General features: G+C 72.0%; 12 protein-coding genes. 5 read left to right on the top strand and 7 right to left on the bottom strand.

Annotated features, from left to right (window positions below; genetic code table 11):
- Positions 1 to 27: 27 nt before the first annotated feature.
- Entirely contained in the window at positions 28 to 1,335 is a 1,308-nt protein-coding gene (locus JR064_RS11470) for an NAD(P)/FAD-dependent oxidoreductase (RefSeq protein ID WP_206229813.1), read from the bottom strand.
- 263 nt (positions 1,336 to 1,598) lie between these two features.
- Here JR064_RS11470 and JR064_RS11465 point away from each other — a divergent pair, with 263 nt between their 5' ends.
- A complete protein-coding gene (locus JR064_RS11465; protein WP_338123886.1) occupies positions 1,599 to 3,254 on the top strand; it encodes a VanW family protein in 1,656 nt (551 codons plus the stop codon).
- 29 nt (positions 3,255 to 3,283) lie between these two features.
- Here JR064_RS11465 and JR064_RS11460 read toward each other — a convergent pair whose 3' ends face one another.
- Positions 3,284 to 5,473 (bottom strand): primosomal protein N', encoded by a 2,190-nt coding sequence (locus tag JR064_RS11460; protein ID WP_206229811.1) that lies wholly within the window; start codon positions 5,471 to 5,473, stop codon positions 3,284 to 3,286.
- Between the two features lie 463 nt (positions 5,474 to 5,936).
- Between JR064_RS11460 and JR064_RS23085 the strand changes: the two genes are divergently transcribed.
- The 3 genes from JR064_RS23085 to sppA all read left to right on the top strand — a co-directional run bounded on the left by JR064_RS23085 (position 5,937) and on the right by sppA (position 10,897).
- Complete coding sequence (locus JR064_RS23085; RefSeq protein ID WP_241093010.1) at positions 5,937 to 7,379, top strand: hypothetical protein; 1,443 nt, start codon at positions 5,937 to 5,939, stop codon at positions 7,377 to 7,379.
- Positions 7,380 to 7,548: 169 nt separating this feature from the next.
- Positions 7,549 to 8,916 carry an MATE family efflux transporter gene (locus tag JR064_RS11450; RefSeq protein WP_206229810.1) on the top strand — a complete coding sequence of 456 codons (1,368 nt, stop codon included), beginning with the start codon at positions 7,549 to 7,551 and terminating at the stop codon, positions 8,914 to 8,916.
- Between the two features lie 82 nt (positions 8,917 to 8,998).
- Positions 8,999 to 10,897 (top strand): signal peptide peptidase SppA, encoded by a 1,899-nt coding sequence (gene sppA / locus JR064_RS11445; RefSeq protein WP_179567743.1) that lies wholly within the window; start codon positions 8,999 to 9,001, stop codon positions 10,895 to 10,897.
- A 79-nt stretch (positions 10,898 to 10,976) separates the two neighbouring features.
- Here sppA and JR064_RS11440 read toward each other — a convergent pair whose 3' ends face one another.
- Positions 10,977 to 11,204 carry a hypothetical protein gene (locus JR064_RS11440; protein WP_206229809.1) on the bottom strand — a complete coding sequence of 76 codons (228 nt, stop codon included), beginning with the start codon at positions 11,202 to 11,204 and terminating at the stop codon, positions 10,977 to 10,979.
- 63 nt (positions 11,205 to 11,267) lie between these two features.
- Here JR064_RS11440 and JR064_RS11435 point away from each other — a divergent pair, with 63 nt between their 5' ends.
- Entirely contained in the window at positions 11,268 to 12,041 is a 774-nt protein-coding gene (locus JR064_RS11435; RefSeq protein WP_179567739.1) for an SDR family oxidoreductase, read from the top strand.
- Between the two features lie 152 nt (positions 12,042 to 12,193).
- On the opposite strand, the gene JR064_RS11430 is transcribed toward JR064_RS11435, so the two are convergent.
- The 4 genes from JR064_RS11430 to JR064_RS11415 form a co-directional block, all read right to left on the bottom strand.
- Positions 12,194 to 12,823 (bottom strand): DUF4124 domain-containing protein, encoded by a 630-nt coding sequence (locus JR064_RS11430; RefSeq protein WP_206229808.1) that lies wholly within the window; start codon positions 12,821 to 12,823, stop codon positions 12,194 to 12,196.
- Between the two features lies 1 nt (position 12,824).
- On the bottom strand, positions 12,825 to 13,601 hold the full coding sequence (locus tag JR064_RS11425; protein WP_206229807.1) for a DUF4124 domain-containing protein: 777 nt from the start codon (positions 13,599 to 13,601) through the stop codon (positions 12,825 to 12,827).
- A gap of 64 nt (positions 13,602 to 13,665) precedes the next feature.
- A complete protein-coding gene (gene tsaC, locus JR064_RS11420) occupies positions 13,666 to 14,226 on the bottom strand; it encodes an L-threonylcarbamoyladenylate synthase type 1 TsaC (protein WP_206229806.1) in 561 nt (186 codons plus the stop codon).
- Between the two features lie 331 nt (positions 14,227 to 14,557).
- Entirely contained in the window at positions 14,558 to 17,044 is a 2,487-nt protein-coding gene (locus tag JR064_RS11415) for a DNA topoisomerase I (RefSeq protein WP_206229805.1), read from the bottom strand.
- Positions 17,045 to 17,071 lie beyond the last annotated feature (27 nt).

Below are 17,071 nucleotides of genomic sequence, written 5' to 3'. Positions count from 1 at the left end.
CTAGGATCGCAGCCCCGCCGCGGGGTGTCACGCGGCCGCTGGCGGTTCGGCTGGCGCGGGCGCAGGCTCGGCCGGGCGTTCGTCGTCGCCGAGGATGATGCGCGCCGCGCGCTGGTAGCTCCAGTACGCCCAGGCCCAGTTGAGCAGCACCACCAGGCGGTTGCGGAAGCCGATCAGGAAGAACACGTGCGCCGCCAGCCAGAACCACCAGGCCAGCAGGCCGGACAGCTGCAGGCGGCCCAGGTGCACGATCGCGGCCATGCGCCCGATGGTGGCCAGGTTGCCGTAGTCGGCATAGCGGAACGGCGCGTCGCCGGCTTCGCCACGCAGCCGCTTGGCCAGGTTCTCGGCGACGTGCCGGCCCATCTGCTTGGCCGCCGGCGCCACCCCGGGCACCGGCTTGCCGTCGGCCTGCTGCAGGGCGGCCAGGTCGCCGGCCACGAACACTTCCGGATGCCCGGGGATGCTCAGGTCCGGCTGGACCTGCACGCGGCCGCTGCGGTCCAGCGACACGTCCAGGGTCCGCGCCAGCGGCGAGGCGGCCACGCCGGCGGCCCAGACCACGGTGCGTGCGGGCACGAAGGTACTGCCCAGCCGATAGCCGCTGGCGTCGATGTCGGCCACCGGCACGCCGGTCAGCACTTCCACGCCGAGCTTTTCCAGCTGCCGTTGCGCCTTGGCCGACAGCCGCTCCGGGAACGAGGCGAGCACGCGCGGGCCGGCTTCGATCAGCCGCACCTTGGCCTCGGCCGGATCGATGCGGCGGAATTCGTGCTTGAGCGTATGCCGTGCGATCTCGGCCAGGGTGCCGGCCAGTTCAACCCCGGTCGGGCCGCCGCCGACGATGGCGAAGCTGAGCCAGGCCGCGCGTGCGGCAGGGTCGCTCTCGGCTTCGGCGCGTTCGAACGCCAGCAGCAGGTGGCGGCGCAGGTGCAGCGCATCGTCCAGGGTCTTCAGGCCGGGCGCGTGCCGGGCCCACTCGTCGTGGCCGAAGTAGGCATGGGTGGCGCCGGTGGCGACCAGCAGGTAGTCGTAGTCCAGCGTCTCGCCGCTGGCCAGTTGCACCTGCCGCGCCTGCTTGTCCAGGCGTACCACTTCGCCCAGGCGCACTTCCACGTTGTCCTGCTTGCGCAGGATCTGGCGCAGCGGCGCGGCGATGTCCGGCGACGACAGGCCGGCGGTGGCGACCTGGTACAGCAGCGGCTGGAACAGGTGGTGGTTGCGGCGATCGATCAGGGTGATGCGCAGCGGCGCCTTGGCCAGCGCGCGCGTGGCCCACAGCCCGGCGAAACCGCCGCCGACCACGATCAGGTGCGGCACGGGCGGGTTAGCCATGCAGGACTCCAGGGGCAGGCAAAGACGAGGCGCAAGCGGCTGTCGGCACGCTGGCGACGGCTGCGGACGCTGCACACACGCGGTGCGGCGCGGCGCCGTGATGCACGCAGCGGTCGCGGCGCCGTGCAGGAACTGGGGGCTGGAACGGCATGGCCCTATAGTAGCGCGATGGCAGGCGCAGGCAGGGACGCGGAGGGCGCGTGGAGATGCGAGCGACAGCAACGGATCGGCCTCTGGTTTCGCCCGCGGCAACGCCGTCGCGGGTGGGCGGCCTGCTGTTCGCGCTGAAGACCCGCGTGCTGCAACTGCGCCGCGCGCTGCGCGATCTGCGCGGCGGGCCGCGCCGGCATCGCCGCGATGCGGGACTGCCGATCGCCGCCGCGGCGGTGTCCGAGTCGGTCACCGCGCTATGGCCGGAGTCGGAGGAGACCTCGCCGCTGCTGGTCGCCGGCAAGATCCACAACCTGCGCGTGGCCGCGCGTGCGCTGCACGGGATCGAAGTGCCGGCCGGCGCCACCTTCAGTTTCTGGCGGCAGTTGGGCCGGGCCACGCGCCGGCGCGGCTTCGCCGCCGGGCGCGAACTGCGCGAAGGCTGCCTGGTGCCGTCGATCGGCGGCGGCCTGTGCCAGTTGTCCAATGCGATCTACGACGCGGCGTTGCGCCAGGGCCTGGAGATCGTCGAGCGGCATCGGCATACGCAGGTGATCGCCGGCTCGCTGGCCGAGCGCGACCGCGACGCGGTGGTGTTCTGGAACTACGTGGATCTGCGCCTGCGCGCGGAGTCGGCATGGCGCCTGGAAGTGTGGCTGGATGGCGATGACCTGCACGTGCGCATCCTCGGCGGCGCGCCGGCCGTCGCCGCGTTGCCGTTGCTGCCGCTGCGGCGCGCGCCGGCAGCGACGGCGGCGAACGACTGCACGCGTTGCGGCCGCGAGGCATGCCACCGGCATGTGCCGGCGAGCGCGCAGGGCCTCCGCCGCACCTGGCTGGTGGACGAGGACTGGCCGGAATTCGCCGACGACCGCCGGCGCCGCATGCAGCCGGGCGATCGGGTGCTGGCGCTGCGCCGGAGCAGCGTCGCCGCGGTGCAGGCGGCGTTGCTGCAACGCTGGTGGCTGCGCCGCGGGCTGCCGTTGCCGCAGGTGCGGCAGCGCGCGCAGCGCATCCGCCTGCGCGCGCTGCAGCGCCTGCTCGGCGCGCAGGATGTCGAACTGGTGGTGCCGCAGAGCCTGTTGCCGGGCCTGTGGCTGGCCGGCGAACTGCAGGGCCGGCGCTGGGACGTGTGCATGACCGCGCTGCCGATGCACCTGCTGCAGGCGCGCCTGGACGTGGCGGCGCGGCGCCATCCCGACAGCGCCACGCTGCGCGATTTCCGCGCCGATCCGCGGCTGGTCGAGGCCGAGCGTGCGGCGCTGGCGCAGGCGCGGCACTGGATCACTCCGCATCGCGAGCTATTGGCGTTGGCCGGCAGCCGCGGCATCGCCTTGCAATGGCGGCAGCCGTTGCCGCCCGCAGCGCCATCGCCCAGCGGCGATGCCGCTGCCGCGCAGGTGCTGCTGGCGGCGTCGGCGCTGGCGCGCAAGGGTGCATTTGAACTGCGCGAGGCGTTGCGCGGTTTGCCGGTGCAGTTGCTGTTGCCGCCAGGCGCGCAGGAGACGCCGCAGTTCTGGAGCGGTTTCGATGTGCGCCGGGTCGCGTCGATGGCCGCGGGCGTGCAGGCGGCCGCGGTGGTGGTGCTGCCGGCCTGGATCGAGCAACAGCCGCGTGGCGTGCTGTTGGCCTTGGCGCTGGGCAAGCCGGTGATCGCCACCGCCGCCTGCGGTCTGGGCGCGGACGACGGCGCGTGGCGCTGCGTGGAAGCCGGCGACAGCGCCGCGCTGCGCGCGCAGCTGGTCGCCGTGCTGGGTTTGCCGGGCTGAGACAGCGGGACGCGAACGACGCGCTCGGCTCAGTACAGATCCTGCGGATCCACATCCAGCGACCAGCGCACCCGCCGCGCCTGCGGCAGCGCATGGATCGCCGGCACCGCCGCGTCCAGCACCGCATGCAGGGCGCGCCGCGTCGGCGCCGACAACAGCAACTGGGTGCGCTGGAAACCGGCGCGGCGCGGCATCGGCGCCGGCATCGGCCCGAAACGCTGCACCTCGGCCTGCTCCGGCAGCAGTGCGCGCACCGCGCCGAGGAAGGCGTTGGCGTGTTCGACCTGCTTGGCTTCGGCGCGCAGCAACGCCAGATACGCGAACGGCGGGAAGCCGGCCGCCTCGCGCTGCGCCAGTTCGGCCTCGGCGAAGGCGTGGTAGCCGCCGTGCACCAGGGTCTCCAGCAGCGCATGGCCGGGATGGTGGGTCTGCAGCCACACCTCGCCCGGGCGCGCGGCGCGGCCGGCGCGGCCGGCGACCTGGATCAGCTGCTGCGCCAGTTTCTCGCTGGCGCGGAAGTCGGCCGAGAACAGGCCTTCGTCGATGCCGACCACCACCACCCGGGTCAGCTGCGGCAGGTCGTGGCCCTTGGCCAGGATCTGCGTGCCGACCAGGATGCCGGGCTGCGTGCCGAGCGTGGCCAGTTGCGTCTCCAGCGCATCGCGGCGCTGGGTGGTGCCGCGGTCGATGCGCAGCACCGGCACGTCGGGGAAGGCCTGCAGCAGGCGTTCTTCCAGGCGCTCGGTGCCGATGCCCTGCGGCTGCAGCGCCAGGCTGCCGCAATCCGGGCAGGCCAGCGGCGCCGGCTGCCGCGCGCCGCAGTGGTGGCATTGCAGGCGGCGGCCGCCGGCATGCACGGTCATCGGCGTGGCGTGCAGCGGGGTACTGCAGCGCTGGCACGGCGCGGTCCAGCCGCAGTCGTGGCACAGCAGCACCGGCGCGTAGCCGCGGCGGTTCTTGAATACCAGCACCTGGCCGCCGTCGGCCAGCGCGCTGCCGATGCCGGCCAAGACCTCCGGCGACAGGCCGTCCTGCAGCGGCCGCTTGCGCACGTCGAGCACGCGTACGGTCGGCGGCCGCGCATCGCCGGCGCGGCGGGTCAGGCGCAGGTGCGCGTAGCGGCCGCTGGCGGCGTTGTGCAGGCTTTCCAGCGACGGCGTGGCGCTGCCGAGCAGCACCGGCACGTCCAGCGCCTTGCCGCGCACCAGGGCGAAATCGCGGGCGTGGTAACGGATGCCGTCCTGCTGCTTGTAGCTGCCGTCGTGTTCCTCGTCGATCACGATCAGGCCGGCCTGCGGCAGCGGCACGAACACCGCCGAACGGGTGCCGACCACCACCCGCGCCTCGCCGCGCCAGGCCGCGGCCCAGACCCGCGCGCGCTCGTTGTCGGTGAGTCCGGAATGCAGCGCGTGCACCGGCACGCCCAGGCGCGCGCGGAACCGCGCCAGGGTCTGCGGGGTCAGGCCGATCTCCGGTACCAGCACCAGCGCCTGGCGGCCGCGCGCCAGGCAGGCGGCGATGGCCTGCAGGTAGACCTCGGTCTTGCCGCTGCCGGTGACCCCGTCGAGCAGGAACGGGGCGAAGCCCGGGGCGGCGACGACGGCGTCGATCGCGGCCTGCTGTTCGTCGTTCGGGGTGGGGCCGGGCTGCGGCTGCGGCGCCGCGGTGCTGGCCGGCACCGCGATGCGTTCGGCGAAGTCGCGCTTGGCCAGGCTGCGCGCGGCGCTGCGCCAGTCGTCCATGGCCTGGTCCAGGCGGTCCTCGTCCAGCGGCGCGGCCCGCAGCAATTCGGCGAAGCGGTGCGGGCGGGTGCCGGGGCGGGCGCGGTGGCTGGCGCCGGCCTCGGTCAGGCGCCAGGCCCTGGCGTGGGTGTCGGGCAGCGCCTCGCCGCGGCGCAGGGTCACCGGCAGCGCGGTCGCCAGCACCTCGCCCAACGGCGCATGGCTGTAGCGGGCCAGCCAGTGCAGCGAGTCGGCCAGCTCGCCATGCAGCAGCGGCACCGGGTCCAGCCAGGCCAGCGCCGCGCGCAGGCCCTCGCTGTCCTCGACCTGGCCGAGCGCGGCGACCACCCCGCTCAGTTCGCGATTGCCGAACGGCACCCGCAGCCGGCGCCCGATGTCGCCAGCGCCGGCGGGCTCGCCAGGCGGCGGCAGGTAGTCGAACAGCTGCGGCAGCGGCAGCGGCAGGGCGACGCGGAGGGTGGCGGCAGGGGACGGCATCGGCGCTAGTTTAGCGGTCGGGGACGGGGGCCAATGTCCCCTCGGCGGTGGTCGGCAGGGAGCGCCAGTTGCACGCGATAGCTGCTCGCAAAGTGATAAACAAGTCGTAAATAGCTGCCCCGCTTGGAGAATCGATTTTATCCACACCCGCTGTGGATAAAGCTGTGCATGAAAGGGATGCTCCACGCCGTGAAGACGGATTCACAAGCCTCTGCCACAAGTTGGACAAAAAAGCGCCAATCGGATAAATCCAATAAATAACAACAACTTGGCCGTGAAACATGGCTGCAACATGATTTCGCGGGGGCTTGACAGGAGGCGCCGCCCGCGCCTCCGAGGCGCTGTGCACAACCCGTCGCCGCGATCCGCCCGGCTGGCGCCTGAAGCAGCCGATCGGCGCACCGTTGTCAAGCGCGCGGCGCGGCGGCGGCCTCGCTATCATCGCGCCGATGATGGAGTTCCGATGACCGCCGCGCCCCCCTCCGACGGCGCGGTCGCACCGCCCGCCCTTGCCGCCTTCCTGCGCGGCATCGAACGCCGCGCCGCGGTGCTGGCCGAGTTGCAGAGCGGCAGCGTCGAGCGCGGCGCGCCGGCGTTGGCGGCGGCGATGCGCGCGTTCCGCAGCCATGCCGCGACCCTGCCGATGGCCGACTGGCCGCTGCGCTTCTGGAAGCTGCTCGCCGCCGTGCCGTCGCTGCGCCAGGTCGCGACCGCCGCCGGCAGCGGCTGGCCCGCGCCGCTGGCGCACCTGGGCGCGTTGGGCGCCGCCGATCGCCTGGCGCTGCTGCTGCGGATCGTGGCCGGGCTGGACGAGCCGACCGCGGCGCAGGTCCTGAACCAATCCACCCAGGACTACCAGCAGGCGCTGGCGCGGGCCTGTCCGCGCGATGCCGGCGGGCGTCCGGACGCCGCCGGCTGGCGCGCGCTGGCCGACGCCGCCCAGCAGCACCTGCGCGAACTGCCGCCGCAGCGGCTGCAGGCGCTGGCGCACCTGCGCGATGCGGCCATCGCCGGCGCGGCGCCCGCGCCCGCGCCCGCGGCGGCGCCGGCGGCGCCTGCTGCGGTCCGTCCGCGCCGTCGCGGCGGCGGGCGCGGGCTGACCCGGCCACGGCTGGCGGCCGCGGTCGTCGTGCTGGTGGCCCTGGCGCTGCTGGGGACGCTGTGGTGGGGGCGGGCGCCGTCGCGGCCTGCGGCGACGGACGCCGGCTCGAGCCTGGCGCTGGGCGATACCGGGCCGGTGCAGGTGGAGGAACTGCCGGCCGAGTCGGATGCGCCCACCGCGCCGCCGTTGCCGGCCGCCGCGCCGGCGCCGCTGCCGGAACCGGCGGTGTACGACCTGGACTTCTTCGCCTGGTACGCGGCGGGCGCGCCGCCGGCACGGATCGAGCGCAGCGCGCCGAGCGCGGAGGACCTCGCCGAAGCCGCCGCCGCCCAGGCCGCCACCGGCAGCGCCGCGGCGGTGCCAGCCGCGGCCGCCGACCCGCCGCCGGCGCTGACCCCGGCACAGTTGCGCGAGCGCGAGGCCGCCTGGGAGGCGCTGGACGCCACGGTGCAGGCGCGCCTGCGCCAGGTGGCCAGCGCCTTCGCCGGCTTGCCGGTGGAGCAGCAGCACACGCTGCGCGCGCAATTCGCCGCACTGGATGCGCTGGAACGCCACGGCTGGTTGCTGGGCCCGGAACTGGGCGGCGAGTACTGGGCGTTGCAGCCGCTGTTCGGCTATGTGCCCGACGCGCAGCGTGCGGCGCTGCTGGGCCTGCTGCGCACGTTGCCGGCCGAGCAGCGCGAGCACCTGGCGCTGTTGTCGCAGCGCACCCCGCCGCAAGAGCGCGCGGCGCTGCGCCGCGAGTTGCTGGCGCAGGGCGCGGACACGCGCGCGGCCTGGCTGCGCCAACGCGCCGCGCGCTGAGCGCAGCATCCGCCGCTCTCCGCTCTCCGCTCTCCGAGTCCCGAGTCCCGAGTCCCGAGTCCCGAAGCCTGCGCCAACCAGCCGCGCAGGTTAAACTGCCGCCCCTCCGCCACCCGGCGCCGGCGCTTTCCTGCGCGGCCGCAGTCGGCGGGATCGCCAGAGTCTTGCAATGTCTTCGTCCTCCACCCCGGCGTCGGTCCGGGGCCGCGAACTGCGCACCACCGCGCAGCTCGCCCTGCCGCTGGTCCTGGGGCACATCTCCGCCGGCCTGATCAGCTTCGTCGATAACGTGATCGCCGGCCACCACGGCACCCGCACGCTGGCCTCGGTCACGGTCGGCACCGCGTTGCTGTGGCTGCCGATGATGATTCCGATCGGCACCCTGATCGCGTTGACCGCGTCGGTGTCGCAACTCGACGGCGGCAAGCGCCATGCGCAGATCGGGCCGATGTTCCGCCAGGCGCTGTGGCTGTCGCTGGGCCTGGGCGTGCTGATGTTCGCGTTCCTGAGCGTGATGCCGATGGCGCTGCCGCAGCTGGGCATCGCTCCGGAGATCGTGCCCGGCGCGCGCGATTTCCTGCATGCGATCCGCTGGGGCGTGCCGGCGATGGTGCTGTACTTCTGCATGCGCTATCTCAGCGAGGGCATGCACTGGACGCTGCCGACGATGCTGCTCGGCTTCGGCGGGCTGCTGGTGCTGGCGCCGCTGGGCTACGTGCTGACCTTCGGCCTGTTCGGGCTGCGCGAACGCGGCGCCGGCGGGTTGGGCATGGCCTCGGCGATCATGATGTGGCTGCAGGCGCTGTGTTTCGCCATCTACCTGGCGCGCTCCAGGCGCTTCGCGCCGCTGCGCCTGTTCGCGGCCTTCGAGGCGCCGGACCTGCGCGCGATCGGCGGGCTGCTGAAGACCGGGCTGCCGATCGGCATCACCATCCTGATGGAAGGCGGGCTGTTCATCGTCACCGCGCTGCTGATCGCGCGGCTGGGCGAAGTGCCGGCGGCCGCGCACCAGATCGCGATCAACGTGGCGCAGCTGTGCTTCATGGTGCCGATGGGCGTGGCCGAGGCGACCACGGTGCGGGTCGGGCGCGCCGCCGGCGGCGGCGACGCGGTGGGCGTGCGCGGCGCGGCCTGGGCCGGCTATACGATCGTGCTCGGCACCCAGGCGCTGTCGGCGCTGGTGCTGCTGTTCGGCCACGACGCCATCGTCGGCGTCTACACCCGCGACATCGCGGTGGCCGGGCTGGCGTCCACGCTGCTGCTGTACGCGGCCGCGTTCCAGTTCCCCGACGGAGTGCAGGTGCTGTCGGCCGGCGCGCTGCGCGGGCTCAAGGACACCCGCGTGCCGATGCTGCTCGCGCTGTGTTCCTACTGGGGCCTGGGCATGCCGCTGGGCGCCGGGCTCGGCCTGTGGCTCGGCTGGGGACCGCAAGGCATGTGGATCGGGCTGATCCTGGGCCTGACCGCCGCGGCGGTGATGATGGCTGCGCGCTTCCGGCTCAGCAGCGGGCGCCTGCTCGCCGCCGCGGCTGCCTGACCCCTGACTTCAGGCGCATGTGCGGCGCCGGCACAGCCGGTATGCTGCACGCGCGCAAGACGCCTTCCTTCCGGAGTTTTCCATGAACCAACCCGTGCGTCGCAGCCCCATCGCCAGCTTCTTCGTTGGCCTGTGGGATGTGATGAACTTTACCCGCCGGCTGATCCTGAACCTGGTGTTCTTCGGCTTCCTGCTGCTGCTCCTGCTGGCGATCGTGTTCGCGATGGCGCGTGGCGATGGCGCCAAGACGCTGCGCGACCGCACCACGCTGTTGATCGCGCCGGAAGGCACCCTGGTCGAGCAGTTCAGCGCCGATCCGGTCAGCCGCGCGCTGACCAAGGCGATGGGCGACAAGGGCGCCGAGGAGATCCAACTGCGCGATCTGATCCGCGCGCTGGAAGCGGCCAAGACCGATCCGAAGATCGAGCGCGTGGCGCTGCGCCTGGACAAGCTGCAGCCGAGCGGGTTCGCCTCGATGCGCGAAGTGTCCGCGGCGCTGCAGGACCTGCGCGCTTCCGGCAAGCAGGTCGTGGCCTACAGCGACAGCCTGAGCCAGGCGCAGTACCTGCTGGCCGCGCAGGCCAACGAGGTCTACCTGGACCCGATGGGCTCGGTGGTGCTGGAAGGCCTGGGCCGCTACCGCCAATACTTCCGCGAAGGCCTGCAGGACAAGCTCGGCGTGGACGTGCACCTGTTCAAGGTCGGCGAGTTCAAGTCCGCGGCCGAGCCGTACGTGCTCGACGCGGCCTCGCCGGCGTCCAAGGAAGCCGACCTGTTCTGGATGAACGACGTGTGGCAGCGCTACGTGGCCGACATCGCCAAGGCGCGCAAGCTGGCGCCCGAGCAGATCTCCGCCGGCATCGACACGATGCCCGAAGGCATCGCCGCGGCTGGCGGCGACATGGCCAAGTTCGCGCTGCAGCAGAAGCTGGTCGACGGCCTGAAGACCCGCGAGGAGGTCGAGGAACTGCTGACCAAGCGCGGCGTCGCCGACGACGATGCCGATACCGGCTTCCGCAACGTCAATCTGGATGCCTACCTGCAGCAGCTGGACCTGCGCCGTTCGCCGGTGGATTCGCGGCCGCAGGTGGCGGTGGTGGTCGCCGCTGGCGAGATCAGCGGCGGCGAGCAGCCGGCCGGGCGCATCGGCGGCGAGTCGACCGCGGCGCTGCTGCGCGACGCGCGCGACGACGAGGCGGTCAAGGCGGTGGTGCTGCGCGTGGATTCGCCCGGCGGCGAAGTGTTCGCCTCCGAGCAGATCCGCCGCGAGGTGGTGGCGCTGAAGGCGGCCGGCAAGCCGGTGGTGGTGTCGATGGGCGACCTGGCCGCGTCCGGCGGCTACTGGATCAGCATGAACGCCGATCGCATCTACGCCGACCCGTCGACGATCACCGGCTCGATCGGCATCTTCGGCATGATCCCCAACCTGACCCGCAGCCTGGACAAGATCGGCGTGCATACCGACGGCGTCGGCACCACCCGGTTCGCCGGTGCGTTCGACGTCACCCGGCCGATGGATCCGGTGGTCGGGCAGGTGATCCAGTCGGTGATCAACAAGGGCTATGCCGACTTCACCGGCAAGGTCGCACAGGCGCGCAACAAGCCGGTCGAGGCCATCGACCAGGTCGCGCGCGGCCGCGTGTGGAGCGGTGCGCAGGCCAAGGAACGCGGCCTGGTGGACGCGTTCGGCGGCTTCAAGGACGCGGTGGCCGATGCCGCCGCGCGGGCCAAGCTGGGCGATCGCGACAAGTATCGCGTGCGCTACATCGAGAAGCCGGCCACGCCGTTCGCGCAGTTCGTCAGCGGTTTCGCCGGCAGCCGCATGGGCGCGTGGATGCTGGGCGACTCGGCCCTGGCCCACGCCGTGCTGGCGCGCAGCATGCCGGAGCTGGATACCCAGCTGCGCTTCGTGCAGGACGCGACCGACAAGCGCGACGGGACGCCGGTCAAGGCGCTGGCCTACTGCTTCTGCGGTTTCTGATGCAGGCCTGATGCATGCGCGTCCGCCACTGGCGGGCGCGCTGCAAGCAACGACGAACGCCGGCCGATGCCGGCGTTTTTCATTTCCCGGTGGCGGCGTCGATCGCCGCGTTCTGCGCGGCGGCGGACTGCTCGGTGCCGGCGGCCGCCTGCTTGGCGCGGTCCAGCGGCTGCGCGATCGCCGCGCGCAGCGCGCCGGCCTGCGGTTCGGGCGGCTTGTCCGGCGGTTTCGGCGGCGCCGGCTTGCAGGCGGCCAGCGCGGCCAGCAGCGACAGTGCCAACGTCATCAAGCGCAGTGAACCGGTCATGGCAGCGACCTCGTTGAGCGTGGGCGTTATCCTACGCCCACCCCGGTGCAGACAGGCAAGGCGATGCAGCAACGTTGGCGGCTGGACGGACAGACCGCATTGATCACCGGCGCCAGCGCGGGCATCGGCCTGGCGATCGCGCGCGAGTTGCTCGGCTTCGGCGCCGAGCTGATGCTGGTGGCGCGCGACATCGATGCGCTGGAAGCGGCGCGCGACGAACTGGCCGATGCCTTTCCGGAGCGGCGCATCCTGGCGCTGGCCGCGGACGTGGCCGACGACGAGGACCGGCGCGAGATCCTGGACTGGGTCGAGGACCATGCCGACGGCCTGCACCTGCTGATCAACAACGCCGGCGGCAACCTGAGCAAGGCGGCGGTGGACTACACCGAAGACGAGTGGCGCGGCATCTTCGAGACCAACCTGTTTTCGGCGTTCGAGCTGTCGCGCTATGCGCATCCGCTGCTGGCGCAGCACGCGTCTGCGGCGATCGTCAACGTCGGCAGCGTGTCCGGGCTGACCCACGTGCGCAGCGGCGCGCCCTACGGCATGACCAAGGCCGCGCTGCACCAGCTGACCCGCAACCTGGCCGCCGAATGGGCCGAGGACGGGATCCGGGTCAATGCGGTGGCGCCGTGGTACATCCGCACCCGCCGCACCTCCGGGCCGTTGTCGGATCCGGACTACTACGAGCAGGTGATCGAGCGCACGCCGATGCGCCGGATCGGCGAGCCGGAGGAAGTGGCGGCCGCGGTCGGCTTCCTGTGCCTGCCGGCGGCCAGCTACATCACCGGCGAATGCATCGCGGTGGACGGCGGGTTTCTGCGCTATGGGTTCTAGGGCGCCGGTAGACCGCGAGTGCTGGCCAAGCCCTGTAGGAGCGGCTTCAGCCGCGACGCTTTGCTGACAATGCCTGTCGCGGCTGAAGCCGCTCCTACAGGGGCAGTGTCGGGTGCAGGGGCAGTGTCGGATCGAACATCCGCGGGGGCACCCTAATCCGGCGCGCCGCAGCTGCTCGCCTGCAGCAGGTGCTGGCGACGCAGGAATTCCTGCCGCAGCTGCTCGGCGTGCTCGGATGTGGCGAAACGCCAGTGCGTCTCGGCTTCGGCCACGTAGGTTGCCCAGGCTTCGCAGGCGCCGGCCTCCGGCAGCGCCTCGCAGCGGTCGCGCAGCACTTCGCAGGCGCTGCCGCCGGTCCTGTCGGGGCTGCCGTCCAGGCCCATGGTGCGCAACGGCACGCAGCGCGGCGTCGGCTCGGCGGTTTCGCCGATGTAGCGTTGCTGCTCGTAGGTGGTACAGGCATACAGCGTGGGCGGCGGCAGGCGCGGCGCGGTCTCTGCCGGCGCTGGCGGCGGTGGATCGGGCGTGGCGGCGACAGCGGCCGGTGCGGGGGCCGGCGGCGTCGGCGCGGCTGGTGCCGCTGGCGCGGCAGCCGGCGCCAGTGTGGGGGCGCGGCCGACGCCCTGCATGAGTTTCTTTTCCTGGCGCATGCCCTTGGGGCACGGCTGGTTCTGCACGGTCAGGTTGTCGTGCGCATCGGTGCAGCGATAGAACACCACTTGCTCGGCCTGCGCGGCGCCGGCGCAGGCCAGGAGCGCGGCGAGGCAGGCGCCGCCCCGCATCTCAGCCGCTGCCGCAGTCGCGGTCGAGCCGCGCGTCGATGCCGCGCTGTTCGGTTTCCAGCGCGCGGCGCTCGCTCTGCAGCGCGCTGTTGTAGCGGCGGATCAGTTCCCAGCGGCGGTCGGTCAGGCGTGCGCACACTTCCTGCGGCGGCAGCACGTTGCAGGTGTCGCGGATCAGGGTGCTGCCGGCCGGGACCACCACGCCGACGCCGGGATACACCGGCCGCGGCGGGCGCGGGTGGCCGCCTTCGCCGCCACCATTGCCGCCACTGCCACTGCCACTGCCACTGCCACTGCCACTGCCACTGCCACTGCCACCGCCACGACGATGGCCGTAGCCATAGCTGCCGGCATAGCCGACGGTCCACAGCGGCACCCAGCGCGGATTGCCTTCGTTGTCGTCGCTGGTGTAGCGCTGGCCCTCGCTGGTGACGCATTCGTACATCGGCTGCGGCGGTTGCACGGTGACGATGCGGATCTCGCGCTGCGGCAGCGGCGCCGGCGCTGCGGCGTCGCGCGCCGGGTCGGTACTGAGCGTGGTGGTCGGGCGCGGCGGCGGATCGCGCGGGCGCTGCATGTCCAGCACCTGCTGCTGGCGCGCGTTCTCGCAGGGCGCGTTCTGCAGGCTGACCGCGCCGGAACTGCCGATGCAGCGGTAGATGCGCACCGACCCTTGCGCGCCATCGCTGCTGGTGGTCCGCGTGCTTTGCGCCCAGGCGGCGCCGGCCAACGGCAACAGCGCGGTCAGGAGCAGGGCAGGGCGGGCGAGGCTGGGCATGCGCGCATCTTGCGCGCCTTCGCCGGCCAGGGAAAGTGAAGGCGGGCGGGGAGTCGCCCTGCGCTCAGGCGCGCAGGATCTCGCCGCTGACCGCGTCGCGGATCGGAGTGGGCTGGGCCAGGCCGCCGGTTTCGCCCCCGACCACGCCGTCGAGCGCGGCCAGCAGGTGCGGATCCAGTTCGGCGCGCTGCCGCGCCGGCGGCTCGCCGCCGCGGTTGGCGCTGGTCGAGACCAGGGCGCCGCCCCAGGCGCGGCACAGCGCGGCCACCTGCGGGTGCGCGCTGATCCGCACTGCGATGCTGCGGTGCGCGCCGGTGATCCAGGGCGGCGCCTGCGTCGCGGCCGGCAGCACCCAGGTATGCGCCCCGGGCCAGCTGGCCAGGACCGCGGCCAGGCGCTCCGACGGCAGCGCCGGCAGGTCCAGCAGCGGGCGCAGCGGCTCCAGTTCGGCGGCGATCACGATCAGGCCTTTCTCCACCGGGCGCTGCTTGATCTGCAGCAGGCGCGTCACCGCCGCCTGGTCGTACGGATCGCAACCCAGGCCCCAGACCGCCTCGGTCGGGTAGGCGATGACACCGCCCTGGCGCAGGGCGGCGACGGCTTGGCTGAGCGACAGATCGGTCATGCGCGCATGATGCGGCAGGCTGTTTTGTGGGGCAATGCCGGAGGGCCGGGATTTGGGATTTGGGATTGGGGATTGGCAAGAGCGAAGCGCGCTTTGCTGCCGGTTCCGGGTTCGATTGCTGTCGGGCGGCGTGGGCGGTGCGCAGGCGGTGGGGCTGATGCGCAGGCTGTGGCGGCTGCGGTTGTTCCGGTCTGCGCGGCGCCGCTTCCGAATGCACCGGTGGAGCTCGATTGCGGCAAGTGCTAACGGATCGCTTGGCGCGATGGATGGCGATTGCGGCCATCCGGCGCCGCTCCTGCGGATGTGGCATCCGCAGGAGCGGGGTGGTGGATCAGGCGGGCTTGGCCGCGGCCTTCTTGACCACTTTCTTTGCGGCTTTCTTCGCGGTCTTCTTTGCCGCCTTCTTGACCGCCTTCTTCGCCGCGGGCTTGGCCGGGGCGTCGGCCGCGGCCTTCTTGGCTGCGCTCTTCTTCGGCGCCGCTTCCTTCTTCGCCGCGGCCTTCTTCGCGCCGAAGCCGCGCCGCGCCGGCTTGCCGGTCTCTTCCAGCAGCTTCTGCACTTCTTCCAGGGTCAGCGTTGCAGGCTCGCGATCCTTGGGGATCTTGCCGTTGAGCTTGCCGTCGCTGATGTACGGGCCGAAGCGGCCGTTCAGCACCTGGATGTCGCTGCCGTCGTATTCCTTGATGATGCGGTTGCGCGCGATCTCTTCCTTCTCCTCGATCAGGAACACCGCGCGCGCCAGGTCGATGGTGTACGGGTCGTCTTCCTTCTTCAGCGAGGCATAGACGCTGCCGCGCTTGGCGAACGGCCCGAAGCGGCCGATGCCGACGCTGACGTCCTCGCCCTTGTCCTCGCCCAGCGCGCGCGGCATCAGGAACAGCTCCAGCGCGTCTTCCAGGGTGATGGTGTGCATGCTCTGGCCCGGCCGCAGCGAGGCGAACTTGGGCTTGTCCTCGGCGTCCTCGGCGGTGCTGCCGATCGCCGCATACGGCCCGAACCGGCCCAGGCGCACGCTGACCGGCTTGCCGGTCTTGGGGTCGGTGCCGAGTTCGCGCGCGCCGGTGGCCTCGGAGCGGTCCACCGATTCCTTTTTTTCCTCGACCAGTTCCTTGAACGGGCCCCAGAACTTCTCCATCAGCGGCCGCCATTCCTCTTCGCCGCGCGACACCGCGTCCAGCTCGTCCTCGAGCTTGGCGGTGAAGTCGTAGTCGACATAGCGGGTGAAGTGGCCGGACAGGAACTTGCTGACCGCGCGGCCCACGTCCGACGGGCGGAAACGGCGCGCGTCCAGCTCCACGTACTTGCGGAACAGCAGGGTCTGGATGATCGAGGCATAGGTCGACGGGCGGCCGATGCCGTATTCCTCGAGCGTCTTGACCAGCGAGGCTTCCGAGTAGCGCGGCGGCGGCTCGGTGAAATGCTGGTCGGCATGGATGCGGTCGAGCGGGATGCGGTCGCCGGGCTTCATCGGCGGCAGCTTGCGGCCTTCGTCCTCGTCCTCGGCGGCCTTCTGGTCCTTGCCTTCCTCGTACACGGCCAGGAAGCCCGGGTCGATCACCGTGGTGCCGCTGGCGCGGAAGCTGTGCTCGTTGCCCGCAGCCAGTTCCACGGTGACGGTGTTCATCGTCGCCGGCACCATCTGGCAAGCCACCGCGCGCTTCCAGATCAGCTCGTACAGGCGGCGGCCATCGTCGTCCAGGTACTTGGCCATCTGCGCCGGGGTGCGCAGCGCGCTGGTCGGGCGGATCGCCTCATGCGCTTCCTGCGCGTTCTTGGACTTGGTCTGGTACATGTTCGGCTTGTCCGGCAGCGCGCCGGTGCCGAAGTCGCGCGCGATCACGTCGCGGATCTCGGCCAGCGCGTCCTGCGACAGGTTCACCGAGTCGGTACGCATGTAGCTGATCAGGCCGACCGTGCCTTCGTCGCCCAGGGTCACGCCTTCGTACAGCTTCTGCGCCACGCGCATGGTGCGGCTGGTGGTGAAGCCGAGCTTGCGCGAGGCTTCCTGCTGCAGCGTGGACGTGGTGAACGGCGGCGCCGGGCGGCGCTTGCGCTCCTTGCTGGCCACGTCGGTGACGTGCAGCGCGCCCTGCGCGGCCTTCTGCAGGCGCATCCGCGCGTCTTCGGCGGTGTCGCCGTCGGTGATGGTGAACTGCTCGAACTTCTGCCCGTCGAGCTTGACCAGCTTGGCCGCGAACGGCTGCGAGGGGTGCAGGCAGTCGGCGCCGATGCTCCAGTATTCGCGGGCGACGAAGGCTTCGATCTCTTCCTCGCGCTCGACGATCATGCGCAGCGCCGGCGACTGCACGCGGCCGGCGGACAGGCCGCGCTGCACCTTGCGCCACAGCACCGGCGACAGGTTGAAGCCGACCAGGTAGTCCAGCGCGCGCCGCGCCTGCTGCGCATCGACCAGGTCCACGGCGATCTGCCGCGGGTTGGCCATCGCCTCCTTGATCGCGCGCGGGGTGATTTCGGTGAACACCACCCGGTGCAGCGGCTTGTCCTTCAGCAGCCCGCGCTCCTTCAGGATCTCCGCGATGTGCCAGCTGATCGCCTCGCCCTCGCGATCCGGGTCGGTCGCCAGATAGATGTCGTCGGCGACCTTGGCGGCCTTGGCGATGGCTTCGACGTGCTTCTCGTTCTTCTCGATCAGCGCGTAGCGCATCGCGAAGCCGTCGTCCGGATCCACCGCGCCCTCTTTCGGGATCAGGTCGCGCACGTGCCCATACGAGGCCAGGACGTGGAAGTCCTTGCCGAGGTATTTGTTGATCGTCTTGGCCTTGGCGGGCGATTCGACGATGAGCAGGTGCTTGGACATGATGAGGTGGGCTTCGAATGGGCGGGG

It is taken from the genome of Xanthomonas bonasiae (assembly GCF_017163705.1).
Classification (GTDB): Bacteria; Pseudomonadota; Gammaproteobacteria; order Xanthomonadales; family Xanthomonadaceae; genus Xanthomonas_A; species Xanthomonas_A bonasiae.
Note: the sequence above shows the minus strand (reverse complement) of the source record. Positions and strands in the feature narration are given on the sequence as shown.

What these genes read in the sequence shown, in the direction of transcription:
- JR064_RS11470 (WP_206229813.1), bottom strand. Translation starts at nt 1,335, where the DNA reads ATGGCTAACCCGCCCGTGCCGCACCTGATCGTGGTCGGCGGCGGTTTC.
- JR064_RS11460 (WP_206229811.1), bottom strand. Translation starts at nt 5,473, where the DNA reads ATGCCGTCCCCTGCCGCCACCCTCCGCGTCGCCCTGCCGCTGCCGCTG.
- JR064_RS23085 (WP_241093010.1), top strand. Translation starts at nt 5,937, where the DNA reads ATGACCGCCGCGCCCCCCTCCGACGGCGCGGTCGCACCGCCCGCCCTT.
- JR064_RS11450 (WP_206229810.1), top strand. Translation starts at nt 7,549, where the DNA reads ATGTCTTCGTCCTCCACCCCGGCGTCGGTCCGGGGCCGCGAACTGCGC.
- sppA (WP_179567743.1), top strand. Translation starts at nt 8,999, where the DNA reads ATGAACCAACCCGTGCGTCGCAGCCCCATCGCCAGCTTCTTCGTTGGC.
- JR064_RS11440 (WP_206229809.1), bottom strand. Translation starts at nt 11,204, where the DNA reads ATGACCGGTTCACTGCGCTTGATGACGTTGGCACTGTCGCTGCTGGCC.
- JR064_RS11435 (WP_179567739.1), top strand. Translation starts at nt 11,268, where the DNA reads ATGCAGCAACGTTGGCGGCTGGACGGACAGACCGCATTGATCACCGGC.
- JR064_RS11430 (WP_206229808.1), bottom strand. Translation starts at nt 12,823, where the DNA reads ATGCGGGGCGGCGCCTGCCTCGCCGCGCTCCTGGCCTGCGCCGGCGCC.
- JR064_RS11425 (WP_206229807.1), bottom strand. Translation starts at nt 13,601, where the DNA reads ATGCCCAGCCTCGCCCGCCCTGCCCTGCTCCTGACCGCGCTGTTGCCG.
- tsaC (WP_206229806.1), bottom strand. Translation starts at nt 14,226, where the DNA reads ATGACCGATCTGTCGCTCAGCCAAGCCGTCGCCGCCCTGCGCCAGGGC.
- JR064_RS11415 (WP_206229805.1), bottom strand. Translation starts at nt 17,044, where the DNA reads ATGTCCAAGCACCTGCTCATCGTCGAATCGCCCGCCAAGGCCAAGACG.